At 35.3% G+C, this 23,124-nt stretch carries 19 protein-coding genes; 10 read left to right on the forward strand and 9 right to left on the reverse strand.

The features are described from left to right. Positions 1 to 105: 105 nt before the first annotated feature. Together P8H68_RS09725 and P8H68_RS09730 are read right to left on the reverse strand one after the other, a co-directional pair. Positions 106 to 456: a 4Fe-4S dicluster domain-containing protein gene (locus P8H68_RS09725; protein ID WP_300324172.1), complete on the reverse strand. Its 351-nt coding sequence runs from the start codon at positions 454 to 456 to the stop codon at positions 106 to 108. Between the two features lie 165 nt (positions 457 to 621). Next, positions 622 to 1,953 carry an aspartate kinase gene (locus tag P8H68_RS09730; RefSeq protein ID WP_300324175.1) on the reverse strand — a complete coding sequence of 444 codons (1,332 nt, stop codon included), beginning with the start codon at positions 1,951 to 1,953 and terminating at the stop codon, positions 622 to 624. A gap of 165 nt (positions 1,954 to 2,118) precedes the next feature. On the opposite strand from P8H68_RS09730, the gene P8H68_RS09735 reads away from it, so the two are divergent. The 7 genes from P8H68_RS09735 (at position 2,119) to P8H68_RS09765 (ending at position 11,032) form a co-directional block, all read left to right on the forward strand. Then, a complete protein-coding gene (locus tag P8H68_RS09735; protein ID WP_300324178.1) occupies positions 2,119 to 2,778 on the forward strand; it encodes a hypothetical protein in 660 nt (219 codons plus the stop codon). Between the two features lie 4 nt (positions 2,779 to 2,782). Beyond that, positions 2,783 to 3,235 carry a DUF1569 domain-containing protein gene (locus tag P8H68_RS09740; RefSeq protein WP_300324181.1) on the forward strand — a complete coding sequence of 151 codons (453 nt, stop codon included), beginning with the start codon at positions 2,783 to 2,785 and terminating at the stop codon, positions 3,233 to 3,235. Between the two features lie 197 nt (positions 3,236 to 3,432). Continuing rightward, positions 3,433 to 4,725: a glycoside hydrolase gene (locus P8H68_RS09745; RefSeq protein WP_300324184.1), complete on the forward strand. Its 1,293-nt coding sequence runs from the start codon at positions 3,433 to 3,435 to the stop codon at positions 4,723 to 4,725. An 11-nt stretch (positions 4,726 to 4,736) separates the two neighbouring features. Then, positions 4,737 to 5,966 carry a family 16 glycosylhydrolase gene (locus tag P8H68_RS09750; RefSeq protein WP_300324186.1) on the forward strand — a complete coding sequence of 410 codons (1,230 nt, stop codon included), beginning with the start codon at positions 4,737 to 4,739 and terminating at the stop codon, positions 5,964 to 5,966. 4 nt (positions 5,967 to 5,970) lie between these two features. Continuing rightward, positions 5,971 to 8,175, forward strand: coding sequence for a glycoside hydrolase family 3 C-terminal domain-containing protein (locus P8H68_RS09755; RefSeq protein ID WP_300324189.1), 2,205 nt, complete (start codon positions 5,971 to 5,973; stop codon positions 8,173 to 8,175). Positions 8,176 to 8,330: 155 nt separating this feature from the next. Next, positions 8,331 to 9,452 (forward strand): glycoside hydrolase family protein, encoded by a 1,122-nt coding sequence (locus P8H68_RS09760; protein WP_300324192.1) that lies wholly within the window; start codon positions 8,331 to 8,333, stop codon positions 9,450 to 9,452. Between the two features lie 2 nt (positions 9,453 to 9,454). Continuing rightward, positions 9,455 to 11,032 carry a sulfatase gene (locus P8H68_RS09765; protein ID WP_300324195.1) on the forward strand — a complete coding sequence of 526 codons (1,578 nt, stop codon included), beginning with the start codon at positions 9,455 to 9,457 and terminating at the stop codon, positions 11,030 to 11,032. 79 nt (positions 11,033 to 11,111) lie between these two features. Here P8H68_RS09765 and P8H68_RS09770 read toward each other — a convergent pair whose 3' ends face one another. From P8H68_RS09770 to P8H68_RS09790, 5 genes are all read right to left on the reverse strand, one after another. Further along, the gene (locus P8H68_RS09770) at positions 11,112 to 11,786 is read right to left on the reverse strand and encodes a class I SAM-dependent methyltransferase (protein WP_300324198.1); all 675 of its coding nucleotides are present in this window, start codon (positions 11,784 to 11,786) and stop codon (positions 11,112 to 11,114) included. 136 nt (positions 11,787 to 11,922) lie between these two features. Beyond that, positions 11,923 to 12,609 carry a hypothetical protein gene (locus P8H68_RS09775; protein ID WP_300324201.1) on the reverse strand — a complete coding sequence of 229 codons (687 nt, stop codon included), beginning with the start codon at positions 12,607 to 12,609 and terminating at the stop codon, positions 11,923 to 11,925. 3 nt (positions 12,610 to 12,612) lie between these two features. Then, complete coding sequence (locus P8H68_RS09780) at positions 12,613 to 15,753, reverse strand: chondroitinase-B domain-containing protein (RefSeq protein ID WP_300324204.1); 3,141 nt, start codon at positions 15,751 to 15,753, stop codon at positions 12,613 to 12,615. A gap of 268 nt (positions 15,754 to 16,021) precedes the next feature. Beyond that, positions 16,022 to 16,633, reverse strand: a complete 612-nt coding sequence (locus P8H68_RS09785; protein ID WP_300324207.1) for an alpha-ketoglutarate-dependent dioxygenase AlkB — start codon at positions 16,631 to 16,633, stop codon at positions 16,022 to 16,024. A 1-nt stretch (position 16,634) separates the two neighbouring features. Beyond that, on the reverse strand, positions 16,635 to 18,731 hold the full coding sequence (locus P8H68_RS09790; protein ID WP_300324210.1) for a S9 family peptidase: 2,097 nt from the start codon (positions 18,729 to 18,731) through the stop codon (positions 16,635 to 16,637). Between the two features lie 130 nt (positions 18,732 to 18,861). Here P8H68_RS09790 and P8H68_RS09795 point away from each other — a divergent pair, with 130 nt between their 5' ends. Beyond that, on the forward strand, positions 18,862 to 19,173 hold the full coding sequence (locus P8H68_RS09795) for a YbaB/EbfC family nucleoid-associated protein (RefSeq protein ID WP_300324213.1): 312 nt from the start codon (positions 18,862 to 18,864) through the stop codon (positions 19,171 to 19,173). Here P8H68_RS09795 and cmk read toward each other — a convergent pair whose 3' ends face one another. Next, positions 19,174 to 19,872 carry a (d)CMP kinase gene (gene cmk, locus P8H68_RS09800; RefSeq protein ID WP_300324216.1) on the reverse strand — a complete coding sequence of 233 codons (699 nt, stop codon included), beginning with the start codon at positions 19,870 to 19,872 and terminating at the stop codon, positions 19,174 to 19,176. Between the two features lie 3 nt (positions 19,873 to 19,875). Continuing rightward, entirely contained in the window at positions 19,876 to 20,889 is a 1,014-nt protein-coding gene (porQ, locus tag P8H68_RS09805) for a type IX secretion system protein PorQ (RefSeq protein WP_300324219.1), read from the reverse strand. Positions 20,890 to 21,059: 170 nt separating this feature from the next. On the opposite strand from porQ, the gene mnmE reads away from it, so the two are divergent. Continuing rightward, complete coding sequence (mnmE, locus tag P8H68_RS09810) at positions 21,060 to 22,451, forward strand: tRNA uridine-5-carboxymethylaminomethyl(34) synthesis GTPase MnmE (protein WP_300324222.1); 1,392 nt, start codon at positions 21,060 to 21,062, stop codon at positions 22,449 to 22,451. A gap of 9 nt (positions 22,452 to 22,460) precedes the next feature. After that, on the forward strand, positions 22,461 to 23,051 hold the full coding sequence (locus P8H68_RS09815; RefSeq protein WP_300324225.1) for a pyridoxamine 5'-phosphate oxidase family protein: 591 nt from the start codon (positions 22,461 to 22,463) through the stop codon (positions 23,049 to 23,051). Positions 23,052 to 23,124 lie beyond the last annotated feature (73 nt).

Raw genomic sequence — 23,124 nt, forward strand, 5'->3', positions numbered from 1 at the left:
GAAATTTTATTCAAAAAATAAAACCCTCATTTTCAATAATTCTGAAATAAAAATCCCGCAATATAACTATAAAGCGGGATGTATTATTTTTTATATGTACGTTGATTACTCTCCGTGCATGAATGCTTTTTTTCCTAAAAGCTCTTCTTCTGTTTCTACGATATCATCATCAGGAACACAACAGTCTACTGGACATACAGCAGCACATTGTGGCTCATCATGAAATCCTTTACACTCTGTACATTTATCTGGTACAATAAAATAAACCTCATCATCTACAGCCTCTTGATCCTCGTCTGCATTTGCTTTTGTTCCGTTAGGTAATACGATATCTCCAGAAAGTTCAGTACCATCTGAATAACGCCAATCTTCTGCACCTTCATAAATTGCATTGTTTGGACATTCTGGCTCACAAGCCCCACAGTTAATACATTCGTCTGTTATTATAATTGCCATTGTTGTAATTTCTTAAATTGTGAAACGCAAAAATAAAAAAAAGTTTCTTAAATCTCTATTGCTTTCATGATAAATGACAGCTTTTTTAAACGCTACGCCTTTTTTAGTATCAATCTAAAAAAAGCCTCTCATAAAAGAAGGCTTTTTATTTAATTTTTATAAATTTTATTTGCTTTCAAAAACTCCTGCATTCAAATCTTGCAAGGCTTGAATTTTATCTTTAGAATTCACTACCAAAGAAACATTATAATTGCTTCCTCCATAAGAAATCATTCTGATAGGAATATTTGTCAAGCTATTAAAAATCGCGGCACTTCCACCTTTTTGTTTTTCAGAAAAATCTCCTGCCAAACAAATGATACTTAAATCACTATCAACTTTTACACTACCTATATCTTCTAATTCTTTGACTATTTCACTAAGATTCGTATCATCATCAATCGTCAAAGATACAGCTACTTCTGAGGTAGTAATCATGTCAATAGAAGTCTTGAATTTCTCAAAAACTTCAAAAATATTTTTTAAGAAACCGTATGCCATTAACATTCGGTACGATTTAATTCTAATAGCAGTAATCCCATCTTTTGCTGCAATGGCTCTTACTTTATTTGGCACCTCACAGTTACGGATGATGGTTCCGGCTGATTCTGGATTAAAAGTATCCTTTAACAATACAGGTACATTTTTCTCTTTTGCAGGAATTACACTTTGTGGGTGTAAAATCTTAGCTCCAAAATACGCTAACTCAGCTGCCTCATCAAAAGAAATTTCTTTCAATGAAAAGGTTTTATCCACATATCTAGGGTCATTATTATGCATCCCATCAATATCTGTCCAAATCTGAATCTCTTCTGCTACAATAGCTGCTCCGATCAATGAAGCTGAATAATCACTACCTCCACGTTTTAAATTATCTATATCCCCAAGGTGACTCAAGCAAATATATCCTTGAGTGATAAAAATATCTGTATTGGCGTTCGCCTTGATAATTTCTCCTAAACTCTCCGTGATAAAATCTGAATCAGGCTCTCCGGCTTCATCAATTCTCATAAAATCAAAAGCAGACAATAAACTTGCCGCTGTATTGATTTCATTCATATATATAGAAAACATATTTGTAGACAAAATCTCTCCTTGCGCTACAATGATTTTTTCTATGGCATCAATAATTTCAACAGAACCTTCGTGTGCATAAGACTTGATAAAATCAAAACGCTCCTCAATAAAAGCACTCGCTGTATTCTTAACAGCTTCCGTTGAAAATAATCCTTCAATTACTTTTTTATAACGATCAATCATCATGTCAATGATTGAATTTGCTTCTTCAAAATTAGAAGCACCAATAGCATCAGTTATTTGATGTAAAACATTTGTAGTTTGAGACATTGCTGACAAAACAACAATTTTTTGTCCTTCTATATTAGAAACAATTTTCGCTACCTCTTTTATACTTTCAGGGCTTCCTACTGAAGTTCCACCAAATTTTAATACTTTCATTTTGCTTTTGTTTAAATTCATTTAGCAACTCTAAGCCTCCCCTATTGAAATAGTTAAGATTATAAGAGTTAAAATGTTTCGCAAAAATCCTCCAATTGTTAATTTACAGCAAAAAATTATAATATATTTACACTTTATTACAAATTGTTTAAAATTAAACAGGCCATGAAAACTATTCAAGAATCGGTAGAAAGCATTATCAGAAAAACTCCTTTTTATGAAGAAGCTTTAAATGACAAATTGATCAATGTATCGTCTTTGGCTAGAGCCATTCAAGAGGATGTAGAAAGTGACCTTGGTAAGGAGGTGAAATCTGGGGCAATTATGATGGCCATCAACAGACTTTCTCCTTCAAATTTATTGCGTATCAGAAAAAACATAAGAAAATTCACCTTTTCTCTTGGTGATTTTATTGTGCGTTCTAACTTATGTAATTTCACTTATAAAAACACGCCCACTTTATTGAGATCCATCACATCTTTGCTGAATGTTATTGGTGACGATAAAGATTATTTTTTCACCATCTCACAAGGAATTTTTGAGACAAATATTGTGACTAGTAAAAACCTAGAAGAGCAGGTTAAAGAATTATTTTCAAAAGAAATATTAATTTACGGTCATAATGAACTTGCTTCTATCACCATCAAACTTCCAAAAACAAATGTTGAGCAATCTGGAGTTTATTATTTTATTCTAAAACAATTGGCTTGGGCTGGAATCTCGGTGCAAGAAATTATTTCTACGACACATGAAATGACTATCGTGGTAAAAGAGGAAGATGTGAACAACACTTTTTCTATTTTAATTGACATGAAGAAAAAATAACAGCATGGAAAATATTTTTGATAAAAAGGTTAGTGATAATATCATTGCTAGAATAGAAAAACTGCATCACAATACAACGCCTGTTTGGGGAAAAATGACTGTAGCTCAAATGTTGGCACATTGTTGTATTACTTATGAGTTCACCTTTGAAAAGAAACATGCCAAACCAAATAAATTCAAAGCGCTGATGTTAAATTTATTTGTAAAAAATATCGTTGTTGGCGAGAAATCGTATAAAACAAATAGCCGAACAGCTCCTGAGTTCATTATTTCAGATTCTAGAGATTTCGATATTGAAAAGGAAAGACTTATTGCATATATCAAAAAAACGCAAGAACTAGGAGAAAGCTATTTTGAGAATAAAGAATCTCATTCCTTCGGTGTTCTAACAGCAAAAGAATGGAACAATATGTTTTACAAACATCTAGACCATCATCTTCATCAGTTTTCAGTTTGATATAAAAAGCATTCATTTAATGGATGCTTTTTTTTAGGAATAAACCATTTGTTATAATCCCAACCCAAATGTATTGCTAAAATCTAGCTAGGATAGGATTCATCTAGTTAAAGTCTAGTTTATAGTTCTTGGAATTATTGATTTTTCTTGAAATTTGTAATTATAAATGTTACGTAAACATCAATAATTTAAATTTTATGAAAACAATCAAAAGCCTTTTTATCTTAGCTTTAGTACCCTTGGCGATTTCCTGCTCAAGTGTATCCTCGAATTCAACAACAGAAAACGCGTCATTACCAGAAAAAGAGGACAAAGGATTTCCATTTGAAATTCAGCATAAAAAACCGAACATCAAGTTGAGTCATGCCATGGAAAGAAACTATGATGCCTACATGGGAATCCAACCTAAATACAATGAATTGTACACACAATTTAAATATACTGAATTAAAAGGTTTGGATTATAGCAACCATGATGGTACAGTTACTCGTAGAGATCCTTCAAAAGTTATTTTCGAAAATGGAAAATATTATGTTTGGTATACACATAGGCAAACACCTACTTCTCCAAAAGGAGCTAAATTAAGTACAGAAACAATTCCTTCAAGCGACTGGGATTTATGTGATATTTGGTATGCAACTAGTAAAGATGGGTTTACCTGGGAAGAACAAGGTGTTGCCGTCCCTAGACCTCCAAAACCGAATGTAGGATGGAGATCTGTTGCAACCACAGATATCTTAAAATGGAAAGATAAATATTACTTGTACTACCAAGGTTTTCAAGAAGCCAGTGGAAAACGTGGAGATGACTGCCCTGTTGCCGTTTCTTATTCCGACTCTCCGGATGGTCCTTGGACTCCTTATAACAAAGTTGTCATACCAAACGGTGCCGCTGGACAATGGGATCAATATTCAATTCACGATCCTTACCCATTGGTATACAAAGGAAAAATATATTTATACTATAAATCGGATTACGGTGTCAAAGGAAACTTAATTAGAATGCAAGGTTTAGCCACTGCTGATAACCCATTAGGACCTTTTACAAAATACGCACAGAACCCAGTTATAAATTCAGGTCATGAAACAACACTTTTCCCTTTTAAAGAAGGAATTGCTGCTTTGGTCATCCGAGATGGAAACGAACATAATACTATCCAGTATGCAAAGGATGGAATTAATTTTGATATTGCTTCTATCACAGAACTAATGCCAAATGCAGGAGGTCCTTTTATTCCTGATGCATTTACCGATACTAAAGATGGTAGAGGTATTACTTGGGGAATCTCTCATTTTACAGCGGTCAATGGTTGGAAAACGAACCATTCTATTCTAACTCGTTTCGACTGTGATTTAAGTCAGGATATTAATGATCCAGGAATGAAGAAAAATCATGTTTACTACAAACCTGAACATTATTTTAAGCACGGATTGAATGGTGCTCAAAAGAAAAGAATCGCAGAGGAAAATAAAAAAATGCAATCTAAATAATTTGAACATCTATGAAAAACAGCATCACCGCATTACTTTTTTTATTCAATATTTTTTTAATGGTTGCCGATCCACCAGACCCACCTATTGGAAAGCGCTGGATTCTAAATGAAACTTTTTCTGATGAGTTCAATGGAACCACATTAGATACTGATAAATGGTACGACTATCACCCAAAATGGATTGGTAGAGAGCCTGGTATATTTTTACCTTCTCAAGTTTCTGTTAGCAACGGTTTTATGCAAATCACTGGAAAAAAACTAAAAAAAGATACAATTGTAAAGGCTTATGGTAGAGAATTAACTTTCAATATTGCCGGTGGTGCTGTTATTTCAAAAAGTAATGATGCTTTTTTTGGATACTATGAATGTAAATTTAAGGCAGCCAAAACAACGATGTCTACAACTTTTTGGTTATCTACAAATCAAAGAGCAGAAGGTCCCAATGGCTGTGATAATTATGGCTTGGAATTAGATATTCAGGAATGTATTGGACGAACTGGAGATTTTAATGGAACTTATTTTGCTCAAGGAATGAATTCAAACTCTCATTTTTGGTATTCAGATTGTGACAAGAAAAAACATGATTTAAGAGCTCCTCAATCAAAAATAAAAACCAAAACATTACCATCACAAGATTTTTACACTTATGGAGGTTGGTGGCATGATGCCAGTGAGGTCAGTTATTATATAGACGATAGAAAAGTAAAATCGGTTCACTTTTATTCTGACATCAAAAAGGAACCTTTTGATCAACCGATGCATGTGAATTTAGTGTCAGAAACCTATCCATTTCCATGGATTTCATTACCCACTGATGAAGAGCTGGCAGATCCTAAAAAGAACAGTTGTTATTATGATTGGGTTAGAGCCTATACTTTGGTTGATGTGGATGAAAAAACGACACCTTCTCAATACAGCAATCAACAAATATTTAATGAAAACATCTTTTTTACTGACAAACCTCAATCGGTTTCTAAAAAGGAAGGACTCAAAACTAGTTATATCTACAAAGCAAATAAGGATTGTGAAGTAATTATAAAAGTAATGGATGCTGATAAAAAAATGGTCCTTCAATTCAATGAAAATTTATTTGCGGGTTGTGGTCATAAGTCACTATCTATTCAGAAATTAAACAAATTAAAGAACAACCAGAAGTACACTCTTAAGTTGATTGTTAAAGAGCAAAACAAGAAAAAACCATTGACTCAAGATGAGTTCAACTTCACTTACAAAAGCTAAACATATGAACAAACTCTCTTCTATAAAGCAAACACTACTAGTATTTATAGCGACTATTGTATCTGGTTATGCACAAGAAATTGATTTTTCTTTTCAGGATCCAAATTTATCGCCTGAAAAAAGAGCGGAAATTTTGGTTTCTCAAATGACCAATGAAGAAAAATTAAAACAATTATTAAGCAGCGCTCCTGCCATCGAAAGATTAAACATACCGAGTTATGACTGGTGGAATGAGGCTTTACATGGAATTGCTAGAAATGGAAAGGCAACCATTTTCCCACAAGGAATTGCGATTGGTGCTTCCTTTGATCCTACTTTAGCTCATAGGGTATCCTCTGCTATCTCTACCGAAGCAAGAGCCAAATATGAGGTTTCTCAAAGTATGGGAAATAGAGGAAAATATGCAGGATTGACATTTTGGACTCCCAATGTTAATATTTTCAGAGACCCTAGGTGGGGCCGTGGTCAAGAAACCTATGGTGAAGATCCTTATTTAATGTCTAAAATGGGCGTAGCTTTTGTAAAAGGCTTGCAAGGAGACAATCCAGATTACCTAAAATCCGCTGCTTGTGCCAAACATTTTGCGGTACATTCTGGCCCAGAAGAATTACGCCATCATTTCAATGCAGAGCCTAGCAAACAAGATTTATACGAAACGTACCTACCTGCATTTGAAGCCTTGATTACGGAGGCTAAAGTAGAAGGAGTTATGAGTGCTTACAATGCAGTCTATGGAAAAGCAGCCTCTGGAAGTGAATTTTTATTGAAAGAAACTTTAAGGGAAGACTGGAACTTTGACGGCTATGTTGTATCCGATTGTGGTGCTATCAACGACATTTTCAAAGGTCATAAAACAGCAAAAACTAAAGAAGAAGCCGCTGCAATAGCCCTGATGGCTGGTGTAAATCTGAACTGTGGATTTACGTATAAGTTTTTAGGAAAAGCCCTTGAAGAAGGATATATCACTGAAGAATTGCTAGACGAAAGAACCGAGCAACTTTTTAAAACTCGATTCAGATTAGGAATACTTGATAAAGAAAACAGTGAAAATCCATACAATAGTATGGGTCCAGATAAAATTCATTGTGACGAACACATTGCCTTGGCTAGAGAAGCCGCGCAAAAATCAATTGTGCTATTGAAAAATGATAACAACACCCTTCCCCTATCAAAAAACATTCGAGTTCCTTATGTAACAGGACCTTTTGCGAATTCTGCAGATGTATTGATGGGAAACTATTATGGAGTCAGTCCTAATTTAGTTACTGTTCTAGAAGGAATTGCTGATGCCGTTTCTTTGGGGACATCTTTAAATTATAGAAGTGGTGCTTTGCCTTTTCAAAAAAACTTAAACCCTTTGAATTATGCACCCGTTGTTGTAGGTATGTCTGATGCTACTATTTGTGTCGTGGGAATTTCAGCTGATATGGAAGGAGAAGAAGTAGATGCAATCGCTTCTCCAAGTAAAGGAGATAGAAAAAACTTAAAGCTTCCTCAAAACCAAGTGGATTATATCAAAACGATGATTGAGAAAAAGAAGGACAAACCATTAATTCTTGTCATTGCTAGTGGTAGTGCTGTTTCACTTGAAGGAATTGAAGAGGGCTGCGATGCCATATTACAAATGTGGTACCCTGGAGAACAAGGAGGTAATGCAGTTGCAGATGTGCTATTTGGAAATATTTCACCTTCTGGACACTTGCCTATCACTTTTCCAAAAAATGTTGCGCAACTTCCTCCATTTGAAGATTACTCTATGCAAGGTAGAACCTATAAATATATGACAGAAGAACCTATGTTTCCTTTTGGTTTTGGACTTACCTACTCTACTACTAAGTTTGACAATTTAGAAATTAGAAACTCAAAAATCAGAAAAAACAAAAATCTAGAGCTTTCGATCAAAGTATCCAATACAGGAGAATTTGATATTGATGAGGTGGTACAACTTTACATCAGTCCGGTTAAGAACAATGATAATTTACCAAATACTAGTTTGAAAGGATTCCAAAGAATTTCAATTAAAAAGGGAGTGACTAAAACCTTGAATTTTTCAGTTCCATCAAACGAGCTCAAGGTAATCAACTCAAAAGGTGAAAAAATTTGGAAAAAGGGGCTTTACAAAGTCTTTATAGGAAACTCTTCTCCTTCTAAACTAAGTAAAAAACTAGGCGCAGCAGATCCTCAAATTGCCGAAATTCAATTAAAATAAATCCTCACAAAAATTAAGCAAAGCTTCCTATCCATGATAAGGAGCTTTTTTTTTGAACATTTGTTACTGTTATTAAACCAATCCTTTCTCTCCTTTTTAGATAATTGCCTTTATTTTGCTTTAAAAAAAAGTTCCATACATTTTAAAATTTAATAATGAGAATTCCCATAGTAATCATCATACTTTTCTTTGGATTTGCTACTTGTAAACAACAAATCGACCTAGAGAAAAAAGTTATAAAAAGCTATCATGAGATCACATTCCAAACACTAAACAAAGAGAAACAAACAAACTTCTATAATGAAGAAATAAGTTCTCAAGTTCTAGTGGAACCGGGCTATTATGTTTGGGGCTTGAGTGTTGTTTCATGGGAAGGTGAATATCATGCATACTATTCTAGATGGAAAAAAAAGTACGAACATAAAGGTTGGATGACACATTGTGAGATTGCTCATGCGGTATCTAAAACTCCTGAAGGACCGTTTATATTTCAGAATGTAGTTTTAAAAGCAAAAAAAGAAGGCGGTTGGGATATCAACAACTCACACAATCCCTATGCCATTGTAGCTGAAGGAAAAATTCATTTGTACTATATCGCAAATAATATTAAATCCTTTTTTCCCAACGTTAACGGAAAAACGAGCTACCCATCTTCAGAATGGTTAGAAAATAATAGAACCATCATTAGAGAAAGTCAATGTATAGGAGTCGCTACAGCGAACAACCCAGAAGGTCCATTTATAAGGTCGGAAAAAGTTGTGGTTGCACCAGACAATGAGAAGTTCAAAAAAATTGCTGTAAACCCTGCTGTAATTTACAAAAACAACATCTATTATATGATTATGAAAGGGGATGATATGGTTCATAAAGATCCCTTTAGAATACAATTGGTAGGAACTTCTAACAATCCAGATGGTCCTTTTGAATTTGTTCCAAAACCTGTGTATGCTGAGGCTCAAACTGAAGATGCTTGCTTTTGGTATGATCAAATTATAAAGAAACATTATATGGTATGCCACGTCATGGGAAAAAGCGAATTGGCATTGTTTAGCTCGGAGAATGGTTTTGACTGGCAACCAGATGAACGCAAGATTTTTATGAAGAAAGAATTTGCTTTAAATGACGGCAGTATTTGGAAACCAAAACGAGTAGAAAGACCCTTTGTTCTGACCAATGACCAAGGACAACCTATCATGTTATATGTTGCCGTTTATGATAAAAACACCAACGGAAACATTGCCATTCCAATTCAATCTAAAAAATTAGCAAAAAAATAAAAATGAGAAAATTATTCACAGGTGCCCTTCTTACTTTATTATTTACGTCATGTCAAGATACCGTTAAAGAAGAGCCAGAAATAAAAAATGTTTTATTTATTCTAGCCGATGATTACGGTTACAACGATTTAAGCTTAAGAAATGACAGTTTCTATGAAACACCCAATATTGATAAAATTGCAAAAGAAGGAACTATTTTCAATGAAGGCTATGCCACTTGTCAGGTCTGCAGTCCTTCTAGAGCGAGTATTTTAAATGGAAAATTTCCTGCAAGACATGGAATCACAGACTGGATTGGTGCACGATCAGGTGAAAAATGGAGAGAAAAAAAGCGTTTTTCTAAATTACTTCCCGCAGCCTACAAGCACAATTTAGAACACAAAGATATTACCTTACCTGAGGCATTAAAACAAGAAGGATACACAACTTTTTTTGCAGGTAAATGGCATTTAGGAAAAAAAGGATCATGGCCTGAAGATCATGGTTTTGACATCAATATTGGTGGTTTTGATGCCGGTGGACCCAGAGGGGGATATTTTTCTCCTTGGAACAATCCTAACCTTGAAAATAAAGAAGACGGAGAAAATTTAAGCATGCGCTTGGCAAATGAGACAGTAGATTTTATGAAGGAACATAAAGACCAAAAATTCTTTGCCTACCTATCTTTTTATGCCGTGCATGGAGCCATACAAACAACACAAGACAAATGGCAAAAATATAGAGATAAGGCAGAAAAAAATGGTATCGATGAAACAGGATATAAAATGGCCAAATACCTTCCCATAAGACAAGTTCAAGACAATCCAATTTATGGAGGTTTGGTGGAATCTATGGATGATGCAGTCGGGAGAGTAATGCAAGGATTAAAAGAGCTAGGCTTGGATCAAAACACCTTGGTCGTATTCACTTCGGACAATGGAGGGGTTTCTGCGGGCGATTCTTTTTCTACCTCTAACCTTCCCTTACGCGGTGGTAAAGGATATCAATTTGAAGGTGGAATTAGAGAACCTTACTTTATCAAAGTTCCTTGGCTTAAAAACGCAATAAAAGAAAGTAATACTCCCGTATCAGGAACAGATTTTTACCCTACTATATTAGATTTGGTTGGCGCAAAATTACGTCCCTCAGAACATCAAGACGGTGTAAGTCTTTTACCCTTATTAAAAGGGCAACAAATTGATGAGCGACCACTTGTATGGCATTATCCTCATTATGGAAATCAAGGAGGTGAGCCTTCCTCTATTATTAGAAAAGGAGACTGGAAACTTATCCATTATTACGAAGACGGAAGAAAAGAATTATATAACATCAAACAAGATATTTCTGAAACTAACAATCTTGTTTCTAGCCAACCAGAGATTGCAAAAAAATTGGATCAGGAATTGTTTGACTATCTTGAAAAGGTAGGTGCTAACTTCCCAGAAAAAGACCCAATTTACAACAAGGAATTAGAAGCAAAACATTTGCATAAAATAGCAACTAAAAAACTAAAAAGTTTAGAAAAACAAAGATTGACTTTTCTAAGACGAAACTTTGACCCCAATAACAACTGGTGGGGAAGTTTAGTCACAAAAGATTAAAAATTAGAGAACATAATTTATCAGGCTTCAATGTAATATTGAAGCCTTTATTCATCTCAAAATTGCCGACAACAAACCACTAAAACATTTGATATAAGACGGTTTTTATACACCCTCTAGATCCCTCAAGATCCAAAGATATCAACTCTGTTAATTTTGCTGCTTTTAAATCAAAAGGAGGCTTCATTAAATCTAAGCCACTCTTCTTTTTTATACGTATTCCCTGACCAGAAATGATATCAATATTAGGTACAAAATCACCATTTGGGATATGTTCGGTAAGAATCACATATTTGTACTGTTTAATTTTTTTTACAACTTCATGTACCTCAGCATTTGATAAATGCTGTAACACTTGTCGGATCAACACACAATCTGCGGTTGGCAACCTATCTTTTGCGATATCCAAACATTCAAATTTCACATTTGCTTGGCTAAATTGGGTTTTATTATAGTCAATCAACTTGGGAACAATGTCTACAGCGATATACCTACTGGTTTTTGCTACAAGTTGTTTACCGATATTAAAATCACCACAGCCTAGATCACAAACAGTAATAGGTTTTTCAAAGGAATCTAAAAACTCAGATACTTTTTTTATATAAGGGGTTATAATAGCCTCCTTATGCGAGCCATCACCAGAATAAAACAAATCTCCATTAGCACCCCATAAATTTTGCTCATAAATCTGAGCCATGGCCTTTTTCGTTGGCCAAGGTGTTTTTTTTCTTTTGGAGGAATTTTCGTTGTGCATGAGAAATTTTGAGTTGACTAGGCTTATGTCCCTACAAAACTAATCACTTCTAAAGAATAAATCCTTTTTAGATAAATAAAAATCAAAAAAAGCACCCATATTTCTATGGATGCTTCTAATCAAAATCTAAATCTAATCACATGGTTTTGAAATCCCATACCTGCCCAACAGAACTCGCTCCATTGGTATCTTTTACATCTACTCTCCAGTAATAGGTTTCTGAAGCTACTGTTGAAACCTCTACTTCAATATCACTTACATCCATAGAAATATTTTGTAAATTATCTTTTGCTGTGCCTATATAAATATCAAACAACAAGGAATCACCATCTAAATCGGTAGCAGACCATTCCAATTTTGTAGTCCCCGAACTTAGAGAACTTCCCAATACTGGCGACACAAGTTCTGCGGCAAAAGGAACATGGTTCTCTACTCCTTCTCCCTCTGTATAAAAATTATGCACTGATGTATAATCGCTACTTGCTTCTTCTGTATCCATAGCTTTCACCCTCCAATAATATCCCTTATCCACTGTTAAGGTCAATACTTTTGTAGTACTTGAAAGTGTTTCCTCATGAAAAATTGCTGTAAAGTTTGCATCGGTTGCCACTTGGAACTGATAAGTAACAGCATCTCCTTCGTCATCAATCGCTGCGCTCCAATTAAACGTTAAAGTCAATTCAGTACACAGCTCATTATTCGCTGGGGACATTGAACTTGGACTACTTGGGGCTGTATTTGTATCATTCTCTGGTTCTGTTGTTTCACTCCCACAAGCAGTGATCACTAACAATACAAGAAACCAATATATAAATGTTTTCATAGTTTACTCTTTAATAATTTTTAAAACCACCGGCTCTTCAGTATACAGCTTTATATAATACACTCCTTTTGGTTTGTTTTCTAAGTCTAATGTGATCTGTTGATTTTCTATGGTTTCGTATTTAGAGTGTACCAATTGGGCGTAAGAATTAAATACCTCTACAAACATAGCTTCCTCTTGACTCGCCATTTGGATCGTTACTTGAGAGGTTGTTGGATTAGGAAAAACTTCTATATCAGTAAACACTTCTATTTTTTCATGCAAACTTCCTTCACATTCATTGTCTGTAAGAACTTCAATAACATCACCATTTTCAGTTGGCATACTGATTGTCTGCTCCGAAGTCACCAAAAATCGAGTTCCATTTTTTAGTATAGAATAGGGTGCTGTACCAGAGGTAATCTCAATGGTAGAAACTTTCGACTCCGTAGTAATTTTTGCCGCAATTGGCGAAGCTTCATCAATTACAACCTTATAACATTGTACATAATTTTCACTTTCTATTTCGATACACAGTTCATAGGTACCAGGTGCCAATCCATCCAAAGTCAACTCTTTTCCATCAAAATTACTGGCAACTCCATCTAAAGTGGCCTTGTACACATATGTTGCTTTGGCACTCATAAAAATGATCCCATTATTTTTTCCATCACAAGACTCTGAAGTTGTTTTGATGCTAAAATTATCGGCATCCAATTCAAAAATTATTGGACAGCCCTTTTCATCTACTTCAGTATTTGCTGGTGTATTGCCACATACATCATTTTCGTCTAAAACTCCATCCCCGTCAGAATCTGTAGTAGAAACCAGCTCTTTAGTTTTGTAAAATTCAATTTCCTTTATGGTATTCCAATCACTAGGTCTAGCAGGTTGACCATACCCAATAACCTTCACATACTTTACATCTTCTATGGCAGTATCTAAAATATATGTTTCAAATTCTCCCGTGGAATTACTAGTTAAATTTCCGTCATTATTGCCTTGCGTTGGAAATGCATTTGTGAATGCATTTGATTCATTTGTTGTTTTGGAAACCCAAATCTGAAACTCATAGGTTTTACCGCTAGTTGTTGCGAAATCAATCAAACCTAGATCAAAAGTCCCACCTAGATCATAAACAATTTCACCCGGAACTCCATTTCCTGACCATTGCGTATCCAAGTTTTTATCCAAACTATTGATGGCTATATTATTCTTTGAATCTGTAATCTCTTCATGAAAAACAGAAGCAACCGTTACTTTATCATGGGAAGACGCATCATTGATCAAAGTAAAATTTGATTTAGGATCTGCTCCTTCTTGTTGAATCGTGATGGTTTTTACAATATCATCACCCCCTGCAACTTCAGAAAACACAACAGAGCCCGTTCTACTGGTATAAGCAGTATTTTCACTCACCATAATAGAAACCGTTCCATTGTCCGTACCCGACTGTGGATTCACAGTTATCCAATTAGAAGAAGAAGCAACCGTCCAACTTACATTGGCAGAAACACTTGCCTCTTTACTCCCAGCAGCGGCCGTAAAAGCGGGTACGCTGGCTATCGTTAAAAAATTACCTGGTTCAGGAATTACAATAGTACAGTCACCATCGTTGATATTCAATCCTTCAAAATCTACAAAGCAAGCTCCTACTCCATAGCCCACATCCGTATCCGTAGTAGGTGAATAACTTCCCATATTGGCTCCTTTCCCAGAAACGCCAGTAATATCAAAAATCTCCCCATTGGCAGTGGCTATAATTCCAGTATCCTCTGAAAACCCATTGTTTGTAGCTCCTAAGGTTGTTCCTTTAAAAACATTGTCTGAATAAGTCAAAGCTGTACCTAAATCTGCATATTCTCCAGAAATAACGGTGGATATATTTGCATCATTCGCGTCAAAATAAATTAAATTATTGCTGAATACTCCTTTTGGATCAGTAGACCCTTTATCTGTATTATAAAACAATGGAGCATTGGTGTTGATAATGGTATTGTTAGAAATTTCAACATTTTCTGTTTTCTGATAGCCATTTGTGACATCCGTAGAAGTACAATCGACAGACGCATTTGCAGAGCCTCCAATAAAAGTAATTCCATTGTTCCACTTTGCCTGATTGACTACAGCGATACAATCTTGGATGTAATTATTTCTAATAGTATGATCGCTATCCGTTATTCTAATTCCACCAGTTCCATCAACATCTTCACCTAAAAAATAATTCTGCTCTACCTTGGCATGGGATCCATGACGCAATACCAACGAACCTCTACATCTTCTAAAAGTATTATTAAAATAGGTATTGTTCTTACTCTTATTAGTGATGATTTCATTTTCTCCATCAGATCGCACAAAATAATTGTTACTCACGGTAGCTCCCGAATTTACCATCTGATATTCACTTGTTCCAATCCGAATAGTTTCACTATCTCCCGCATTACTAAGAGCAGCATCCATTTTTTCGAAATTAAAAAAGTAATTATTGCTAATGGTATGTCCAACCAATTCACAACTATTATTTATTTCAGGTTCACCATCAGGAACATTTGGGAAGGCATTGTAGGAATATTCTGCCAATACAATGGCTCCAGCGGTTGTTTTATTCATAAAAGAACAATTGATCACTGTGTTATAGGTTCCATATAGAACAATCCATCTGTGCTTTGTTATTTGTCCATCTGCTAGATCTTCAGCCAATTCAGCTGGCTCTGCCGACAAACCGTCAATGACACAATTTTGAATGGTACTATGATGTGCATAGTCATAACCATTTCTAAATTCAATAAAATTACTTGCACCATATCCACCTTTCCAGTGAAAACCATCAACCACCAAATATTCTCCAGTTGCAACTACAACATCATTTTCAGTTTCTCCTCCAATAGTCAATCGTGGTCCACCAGTAAAAATAACACCGCCTGGTGTTTCAGCTCGTAAAGTAACTGGGTTTTCAGCGGTACCTGAACCCAAAAAACGAATTCTTTCATCAGTAGTATAGGTCCCATTTTTTAAAATAATGACATCACCAGGTTGGTAAAAAACGTTTCTTACGTCCTCGGGATCATCAATTTCATAGGTTTTGTTTTGTGCCGATACTGCTAAAGACACAAAAAATGAAATAAGCAATATCAGGTTCCATTTGCTTATAGAAATATTTTTCATACTATTGGTTTTTGGTTTTCCAATCTGGTAAACCATATTGGAAAACCAAATATATCAAAAAAATATAGATATACAAATGTTCACTTTATAAAAATCAACAATTAAGATTTTAGGATTTCAGTTCGAGTGGAATTATTTGAAACGAAGTGGAAAATGATTTTGTATCGAGAACTGCACTATCAATAAAAAACCACTTCTCGATACATTTTCTTCATTTCATTCCGAAAACACTCGAAGTGACAATCACAATCTCAATACCTATCAATAATTATTCCCCGAGGTTATGAATCGTTCTAAAGGTTAAGTTGATCCGTGGAGTTGCAACCTTAGTGGTTTTAGGTAAACTATGCAACCAATGTTTTTGGGTTTCCCCTTTCATCACTAAAAGTCCTGCTTTTTGTAACAGGATACTTACTTTCTGTTTGGACTCTTTGTGTTTGAAAACAAAATTACGTTCTGCTCCGAAACTCAAGGAAGCAATGGCACCACTTTCTTTTAATTCTTTTTCCGCATCCGTATGCCAACCAATACCTTCATTCCCATTATGATATAAATTCAACAAGCAAGAATTATACGTCTCTCCTGTTTTCTCTTCTATCAACTTTTTTAACTCCAACAATTCTGAGGTCCAAGGCAGTGTTGTTTTTTGAATCCTGCCATAGGTATAACTCAATTTTTCATGCGCATATAAGGCAACCTTTCGGTCGGTAGTAATCAATTTTCCAAACATGATAGAAGTATCATTTTTCCAGGCAATCGTTTCTTTTAAAATAGTAAAATACTCCTGCGCTTTTTGCAAAGAAAAAATGGGGCCGTAATACACTACGTCCCCATCATATGGTAATTGATTTGTTTGAATGTCTGAATTAAATAAATCCACCTTATTCTAATTTGCCTTCCAAATCTAATATAAAAGTATAATCTCTTGCTGTTTCTTTCAATGCATCAAACCTTCCTGAAGCACCACCATGCCCGGTTTCCATATCTGTATGCATCAACAACTTATTGGTTCCGGTACTATAGTCACGTAATTTAGCAATCCATTTGGCAGGCTCCCAATATTGCACTTGAGAATCGTGCAAACCAGTTGTGATCAATAAATTAGGATATACTTGAGCACTTACATTATCATAAGGAGAATATTGTTTGATGTAATCATAATACTCTTTGTTCTTTGGATTCCCCCATTCATCAAATTCACCTGTTGTCAAAGGAATCGACTCATCTAACATGGTAGAAATGACATCTACAAAAGGAACTGCCGCCAATACTCCATGGTACAATTCAGGATTCATATTGATCACTGCTCCCATCAGCAATCCACCAGCAGAACCACCCATGGCATATAAATGCTTTTCTGAAGTATATTTATTTTCAATCAAATATTTACTACAATCGATAAAATCGGTAAACGTATTCATTTTGCGCAACAGCTTTCCGTCTTCATACCAGACTCTACCCAAATATTCACTTCCTCTGATATGGGCGATTCCATACACAAAACCTCTATCCAATAAGCTCAATCTAGTGGTGCTAAAACTAGCATCAATGGTATGACCATAAGATCCGTATGCATATTGTAAAAACGGTGTGTTTTCATTCAACTCGGTATCTTTTCTATGCACCAAAGAAATGGCTACTTTTTTCCCATCTCTTGCGGTTACCCAAACACGTTTGGAAGTATAGTTTTCTTTATCAAAAGCCCCCCCAAGAACTTCCTGTTCTTTTTTGATTTCTTTGGATTGATCCACCATATTAAAATCGATCACAGAACTAGGGGTTGTCATTGAATTGTATCCATAACGAATTACCTCTGTATCAAATTCTGGATTGGCATATACATAAGCAGAATAAGTTTCTTCACCAAAAGGCAAATAATAATCTTCAGATCCATCCCATTTTTTAATTCGAATCAAATTCAGACCATTGGCTCTTTCCTCTAAAACCAAATGATTTTTGAAGATGGAGATATCTTCTAATAACACATCTTCTCTATGCGGAATTAAATCTACCCAGTTTTCTTTTTCTGTAGCCGTAATAGGCGTTTTCATCAACTTAAAATTCGTCGCCTTGTCCTTATTAGTCACTACATAAAAATGATCCTCGTAATGAGCAATGCTGTATTCTAAATCTCTTTCCCTTTTTTGAAACACTCTGAATGCACCCGTTGGGTTATCGGCTTCTAATAATTGGTATTCGGTAGACAAGGTACTATACGAACCTATCACCAAATATTTTTGCGATTTAGATTTTGTAACATAGGTACCAAAAGTTTCATCTTTTTCTTCAAAAACCAGTACATCTTCGGTAGCAACAGTGCCAAGACTATGTCTTTTAATTTTAGTACTTCTTAAGGTTTCTGCATCTTTCTCTGTATAGAAAAAAGTAGCACTATCATTGGCCCAAACAGCTCCTCCAGTAGTATTCTCAATTTTATCTGAAAGAATTTCACCTGTAATCAAATCCTTTACATAAATAATATACTGGCGTCTACTTACGGTATCAATAGCAAAGGCTGCTTTGGTATTGTCTGGACTAATAGACAAACCACCTAAAGTATAATAGTCATATCCTTCTGCCATTTCATTGACATCAAACAATAACTCCTCATCTGCCTCAAGACTTCCTTTTTTACGAGTATAAATTGGATACTGTTTTCCTTTTTCAAATCTTGTAATATAAAAATATCCATTTTTCTTGTAGGGAACAGAAGCATCATCTTCTTTAATTCTTCCCTTCATCTCTTCAAATAAATCCTTCTGAAAATCTTCGGTATGTTTTAACGCAGCTTCTAAGAAGTCATTCTCTGCGTTTAAATACTCCAAAACATCTTTTGTTTGCGCGTCTGGATCTTTAGAATTCTTTTGAGCATCAGACAAACGCATCCAATGATAGTTGTCAACACGTTGATCATCATGGATTTCAAAGGTTGTTGGAATCTTCTTTGCTACAGGTGCTTTCGCAGGTATATTTGACATATTATTTTTATTACAAGAGAGGACAAAAATAAGACTTAAAAACCCGAAACCTAAATTTATTTTATACATTTATATAGAACGATTATTGTAGCTCTAATTTACAATAAATGATTATTAAAACTCACAGGATATGGTAAAAGATGCAGAAAGTTTATTAAACGAATTGAAACAAACTCAAGTAGAGATTGTGGCTAAAAAGGAACACTTAAGAACCGTTTTTATTGACGGAGAATCTGGGAATGGATTGGTGGTGGCAACCATCACGGCAAACAAACAAATTGTAAATATTGCGATCGACTCTAGTGTGATGGACGATAAAACCGTTTTGGAAGAACATTTGATCACCGCTTTAAACAATGCACTCAGCAAGGCATCCGACGTTCGAGAATCTGAAATCACTAAAATAAAACAGTCGGGATTCCCATATGGACTTGATTTCTAACTAGGCTTGCATGGCTTTTAAAGCAAGGTCGTATATCAATTCAAACTGGGCTTCTCTGGTCAAATCAGAATTGTCAATTTCTATGGCATCCTTGGCTTTTACTAAGGGAGAATCTTTACGCGATGTATCTTGAGCATCTCTAGAAGTGACATTTTCTAAAATGGCTTCATAGGTAACACTTTCTCCTTTTGCTAGCAATTCGTCATATCTTCTTTGGGCTCTAGTTGCGGCAGAAGCATTCATAAATAATTTCAACTCAGCCTCTGGAAACACCACGGTACCAATATCTCTCCCGTCCATAACCAAACCTTTGTCCTGACCTAATTTCTGCTGAATATCTACCAATTTGCTACGCACCTCTGAGATGGACGATACACGACTCACATAATTAGAAATTTCTAGGGTACGAATTCTACTTTCTACATTGACACCATTCAAATAAGCCTCTGCAAAACCTGCCTTTTCATTGAAAACAAAATTCAACGTTATTTTGGGTAAGAGAGTAATCAACTTCTCAACATCAAAAGTATCTGGACTAATACATCCTTGATCAAAAGCATACAACGCCACCATTCTATACATAGCGCCAGTATCTACATAAATATAGCCTAGTTTTGAAGCCAATTGTTTGGCAACCGTACTTTTTCCTGTAGATGAAAATCCATCTATTGCAACGATGATTTTATTTGTATGACTCATATCTTAAAATAAGTTGACCACCAAGCTAAACGTATTTGAGTTGGCACTTGGGTGAAATTTGGTAACTGCGTAATTGAACTGAATTCTTTTTAAGTTCAATCCTAAACCATAAGAAAAACCACCATAACTGTTGGTTCCATTCAAAGCCAATTCTTTAGATCTTCTAAAATTATAGCCTCCTCTAATGGTTATTTTTCTATCCGGAAACAACTCTGCTCCCACTACTAAATGACGAACCGCATTGTCTAATGCCGATATTTTTTCTGGGTTTGTATTCCCTTCTATGTCGATTTCTCCATTAGAAGGATTGGCAACCGCCACATTCCATTGTTGTAAATTCTCAACGTTTACATACCATAACAAAGGCAAATGCTCTAGTTTAGAAGAAACCCCGAAATTAATTTGCAAGGGCAACTCTTCAATCGTGCCATCATAAGATTTTAACTGTGTTCCTACATTACGAACCACTAAGGTCATTAAAGTTCTCTCGTTAGAATGACGGTACAAGGCAGAAAAATCTGCAGCAATTCCAAAAGACGAATAGGTATCTATCAATGAATTGATCAGTTTTACATTGGCACCTATGGTAAAATTACTTTCTTTGGAGGTATACGCATATCCTGCAGTAAGTGCTACATCATAAGCCTTGAACTCACCTGTAATGGTCCCATCCTCATCCGCTCTGGTAAAAGAACCATAGTCAAGGTATTGCACTCCGGCATATAACATTCCAAATTTGTCGTTTATCTTGGCAGCATAACTCACCGCTCCCAAAGAAATTCCCGCCAAATAAGACGTATAATTCACTGCAAATTGGTTGTTCATGGTGGTATCTAACATCGCTGGATTCCATAAGGGCATATTTACATCCCCTTCAATAGTATTCGCTGCTCCCCCTACTCCTAACTGACGTGCAGAAGATGGTAAATTTAAAAAACTATACACCTTTTCCCCTCCTACCTGTGCGTAGGAAAAAAGAGACGTTAGAAAAGTAAGGATTATCAGTAGTTTCTTCATTAAAAATTTAACATCAGTAGAGACACTAAACAAGAACGTAAAAATACTACAATATTTTAAAACACGCAGAAAAATTAAAGAAGTTGCAAGGAGTATTCAAAAATACAAGTTATGCCATTTAGCAGTCTCGAAAGCATTTAAAATATTCAAAAAAGCACTATTTTTGCCAGATGAATCACAAAGATACCATCATTGCCTTAGCAACGGCCTCTGGAGTTGGCGCTATTGCCGTTATCCGTATATCCGGACCTGAAGCAATCTCCTTAGTTGCGGCTAATTTTCAATCGATAAAAAGCAACAAATCTCTTTTAGACCAAAAATCGCATACCTTGCATTTAGGACATATTATAGATGGGGTGCGCGCCATTGATCAGGTGTTGGTATCTGTATTTAAAAATCCTAATTCTTATACCGGTGAGGATACCATTGAAATATCTTGTCATGGATCTTCTTATATCCAACAAGAAATCATCCAATTGTTTTTAAAACAAGGATGCAGAATGGCGGATGCGGGAGAATTTACCCTACGTGCTTTCTTAAACGGAAAATTAGACTTAAGTCAGGCCGAAGCAGTAGCGGATTTAATTTCTTCTGATTCCGAAGCTTCGCATCAAGTAGCCATGCAACAAATGCGTGGAGGCTTTTCTAATGAGATTCAATTGTTAAGAGAGCAATTGTTAAATTTTGCTTCTTTGATAGAACTAGAATTGGATTTTGCTGAGGAAGATGTGGAATTTGCAGATCGATCTGAATTCAAAACCTTGATTGAAAGAATTCAGTTGGTATTAAAACGCTTGATTGATTCTTTTGCCGTTGGAAACGTGATTAAAAACGGAATTCCGGTGGCTATTGTAGGAGAACCTAATGTTGGGAAATCTACTTTGTTGAATGCTTTGTTAAATGAAGAAAGAGCCATTGTATCTGATATTGCAGGAACTACGAGAGATGCCATTGAAGATGAAATGATCATTGATGGGGTTACCTATCGATTTATTGATACGGCGGGAATTAGAGAAACTACCGATCTGGTAGAAAATATAGGGATTCAAAAAACTTTTGAAAAAATCACCCAAGCCCAGGTTGTTATTTATTTATTCGACGCTGAAAAATACAAGATTAAAAGTGATATTTTAAAACTAGAGTTGGAAGTCATAAAAAATAAATATCCGCAAAAGCAATTGATTATAATTGCCAACAAGGCGGACAAGATTTCTGACAAAGAACGTGCAAATATACAAGCTGAAATTCCTGAAATAATTACAATCTCAGCAAAAGAAAAGGCAGGTATCGAAACAATGACAAATGAATTGACCAAACTGGTAAAAATTGGTGCTTTGAATAATAACGACACGATTGTTACCAATTCTCGTCATTATGATGCTTTGTTAAAAGCCCTGAATGAAATTAACAAAGTAGATGAAGGAACACAACTAGGAATTTCTAGCGATTTATTAGCCATTGATATCCGTGAAGCCTTGTACTATTTTGGATTGATTACGGGTGAAGTAACCAACGATGAGCTGCTTGGAAACATTTTTGCTAATTTTTGTATTGGTAAATAAATTGTAAGTATGCATACTGGAACCGAAGGAGAGAAAGAAATTCAAAGACAGCAAGGGACTAGCAAACGAGCTTCAAAGTTTTACAACTCTCAAATGAAAAATGAGCTGAGTGCAAAAATGAAAGCCTTGATTGAGCGTCAAGAAATGTTTTTTATTGCCACAGCAGATGCTCAAGGGAATTGCGACTGCTCTCCAAGGTTTGGGCAACAAGGATTTATCAAAATTTTAGACAATACAACCCTCGCCTACCCAGAGTATCTCGGTAATGGTGTGTTTGCCAGTTTGGGAAATATTTTAGAAAACCCACATATCGGAATTGTATTTGTAGATTTTTTTGATTCTACCGTAGGATTGCATGTAAACGGATCAGCCAATAGTTATAAAGATTTTGAAATTCCAAAAATGTACCAGGAACAAATTTCAGGCTTTTCTAAGGAAATACAGGTTCCTATAGAACAATGGGTGCTTGTTTCTATTGATGAGGCCTATATACACTGTTCTAAACATGTACCAAAATTAGAGAAAAAAGACAAAACCATTCATTGGGGAACCGATAGCAAAAAAGAAAAAGCAGTAGACTTTTTTGAAACTGCTGAGTAAATTTGTCAGTTCGAGTGGAATTGTTTGAAACTGCTGAGTAGATTTGTCAGTTCGAGTGGAATTATTTGAAACG

This window comes from Flavicella sp. (assembly GCF_029238425.1).
Classification (GTDB): Bacteria; Bacteroidota; Bacteroidia; order Flavobacteriales; family Flavobacteriaceae; genus Flavicella.